1 protein-coding gene and 1 pseudogene are annotated in these 3,102 nt (G+C 73.2%); both read right to left on the bottom strand.

Translation table 11 applies throughout. From position 1 onward, the window contains the following. Positions 1-35: 35 nt before the first annotated feature. Complete coding sequence (locus DMH12_RS37930) at positions 36-2,237, bottom strand: polysaccharide deacetylase family protein (RefSeq protein ID WP_125495796.1); 2,202 nt, start codon at positions 2,235-2,237, stop codon at positions 36-38. After that, positions 2,237-3,102 (bottom strand): annotated as a pseudogene (locus tag DMH12_RS39405) (hypothetical protein); the annotation flags it as partial. The pseudogene DMH12_RS39405 and the gene DMH12_RS37930, both read right to left, overlap by 1 nt.

Here is a 3,102-nt window from a genome sequence, read left to right as displayed (position 1 = left end):
GGGGAAGGGAGGGGCGGGGTCGTAGGGCGGGGTGGTCATCCGACCGGCCTCCCGTCCAGGGCGCCGGAGCGCGGGGCGGGCACGCCGGGGGCGCCTGAGCCGGGCGGCGCGGACACGCCACCGCTGCGGCGCAGCTTCTGCCAGCGCAGCCGGCCGCCGGTGAGGGCGGTGATCCAGGACTGGAGCAGCACCACGTACATGATCTGGCGGTAGAGGATCTGCTGGAGCGGCAGCGAGATGAGCGGTGTCAGCCGCTCCCGGTCCAGCCGGAAGGCGTAGGCCGCGCAGACCGCCTGGATGGCCAGGACGCCCAGCCAGGCGATGATCGTCTGCCGGGTCGGGCCGAAGACGATGCCGTAGAGCAGGAACACGTCGATGAGCGGGGCGAGCAGCGGGGCGAGCACCATGAACAGGGAGACGAAGGGCAGCCCCACACGGCCGAAGCGGCCCGAGGGGCCCTTCTCGATCACCGCGCGGCGGTGCTTCCAGATGGCCTGCATGGTGCCGTACGACCAGCGGTAGCGCTGGGACCACAGCTGGCTGACGGACTCCGGGGCCTCGGTCCAGGCGCGCGCGTTCTCGGCGTAGACGACCCGCCAGCCGGCCCGGTGCAGCGCCATGGTGACGTCGGTGTCCTCGGCGAGCGTGTCGTCGCTCATGCCGCCGATGGGGGCGAGCGCGGAGCGGCGGAAGGCGCCGACGGCCCCGGGGATGGTCGGCATGCAGCCGAGGATGTCGTACATCCGGCGGTCCAGGTTGAAGCCCATCACGTACTCGATGTGCTGCCAGGCGCCGATGAGGCTGTCCTTGTTGCCGACCTTCGCGTTGCCGGCGACGGCGCCCACCCTCGGGTCGCCGAAGGGCTGGACGAGTTCGCGGACGGTGGACGGTTCGAAGACGGTGTCGCCGTCCATCATCACGACGATGTCGTACCGGGCGTTGGCCAGGCCGCGGTTGAGGGCGGCGGGCTTGCCCGCGTTGTGCTGGCGGATCACCCGGACGCCGGGCAGGCCCAGGCCCTCCACGATCCGGGCGGTTCCGTCGGTGGAGCCGTCGTCGATGACGATGATCTCGATCGGGTGGTCGCTCTCCATGAGGGAACGGACCGTGTTCTCGATGCACTTGGCCTCGTTGTACGCCGGGACCAGCACCGTCACCGGTCCGGTGACCGCCGGTCCCCAGCCGAAGCCCTTGCGGCGGACCCGGCGGGCGTGGACGCCGGAGAGCAGCAGCATCAGCAGGAAGCGTCCGATGACCAGCGTGCCGATGATCGCCAGGCCGACCACCAGGACGTCGGTGAGCTTCTCCGAGGCCTGGACGAGGAAGACCCACGCCCTGCCCTTCCACAGTTCGGCGCCGGTCACCGGGGTCATGGCACTGGGCGCGTCCAGGGCCTCGGTGAGGTTGTCGAACTCGTAGCCCTTCGCCTTGAGGTCGGGCAGGAACCTGTTCAGGGCCCGCACGGTCTGGTGGCGGTCGCCGCCGGAGTCGTGCATCAGGACGATGGCGCCCTCGCCGCCGTGCGGGGTGGCGCGGCGGATGATCTCGTCGACGCCGGGTTTCTTCCAGTCCTCGCTGTCCGTGTTGTTGACGACGGTGATGTAGCCGCGGCTGCCTATGTACTCGGTGACCGGCCAGGACTTGTCGTCCATGGCGTCGGCGAAGGAGGAGTAGGGCGGGCGGAAGAGCGAGGTGCGGACGCCGGCCGCGCCGGTGATCGCCAGCTGGTTCTGCGACAGCTCCCAGTCGATGCGCTTCTTGGACTGGAGGGAGAGGTCGGGGTGGTTGAAGGTGTGCAGGCCGACCTCGTGGCCCTCGTCGACCATGCGCTGGACGAGGTCCGGGTAGCGGGAGGCCATGGTGCCGGTGACGAAGAAGACCGCGTGCGCGTCGTGCTTCTTCAGCACGTCGAGCACCCTCGGGGTCCAGGTCGGGTCCGGGCCGTCGTCGAAGGTGAGGACGAGCCGGTGGTCGGGCACGCTCAGGCTCTGCGTGCGGCCGCCCCGGGCGTCGATGACCGGCCCGCCCTCCAGGATCTTCTCGGGCACGTGGGTGGTCGGCGCGGGTTCCTGGACGCGGTGGTCGGCGAGGATCTCGCTGTGCACGTAGCCGCGCAGCATGAGCATCGCCGCCAGGGCGACCAGGAGGAGCAGGGGGAGCAGCAGGCGCAGGGGCAGGCGGCGGACGCCCGCACGGGGGCTGCGCGCCGCCCCGTGACGGCGGGTGCGGGATGCCATCAGAGGGTGGTCTCCGGGGACAGGGTCGTGGACGTGGTGGTGCCGCCCGGACCGGCGGCGACGGGCGCGTCGGCGGCCCCCGCGAGGGGGGTCGTGTCGCGGGAGCCGTTGGCGTCGGCGCCGCCCTCGCCCGGGTCGGAGCCCGTGGTGGCGCCGCCGGTGGGCGCGGTCGGGTCGACGGTGGTGTCGCCGCCGCCCGTCGACGCGGACGGGCCGGTGGTGACGGGCGGCGGGGCCTGCGTCGTCGCGGTGGGGTCCGGGTCCGTCGTTCCCCCGCCGACCGGCTTCTCGTCGGTCCCGGTATCCGTCACGCCGGAGTCGGCGGTCGTGCCGGGCTGCGGCGCGGTGCCGGCGGTCGTACCGGGCGCGGGGACTCCGGCGCCGGGGGTGCCGGTCGCTCCGGTGCCGTCGGTGGGGCCGGTCCGCGGGGCGCCGGTGCCGGTGGCGGCGGGCGGGCCGGACCGCGAGGGCAGCGGGGTGGTGTCGACCTGGCCGGCGGGCTTGCCCTCCTCCTGGCCCGGTACGGGCAGCCAGGGGGCGTTGGAGTTGCCGGACATCAGGGTGGAGACGATGACGACGGCGTAGATCGCGCAGGCGACGCCGACGCATATGCCGAGGCGGCGGTAGAGGCGGCTGCGGCGGCCGGAGGAGTCGACGAAGACCGGCCCGTCGGACGTCTCCCGGCCCTTTCCGCGGTGCCCGCCGTCGGCCCGGTGGAGCACACCGTCGCCGAGCACGACGGCGTCGAGCTGGACCGTCACCTCGTGCGGGTCGTGGGTGTGCGGGGCGTCCGGGGCGTCGCCGTCCGCGGCCTCGTCCGGGGTGTCGTCCGGGGTCTCCTGCCAGGGGTCGCGGAGGAGGGGGA

The sequence above is a fragment of the Streptomyces sp. WAC 04229 genome (genome assembly GCF_003947455.1).
In the GTDB taxonomy this organism is placed as follows: domain Bacteria; phylum Actinomycetota; class Actinomycetes; order Streptomycetales; family Streptomycetaceae; genus Streptomyces.
Note: the sequence above shows the minus strand (reverse complement) of the source record. Positions and strands in the feature narration are given on the sequence as shown.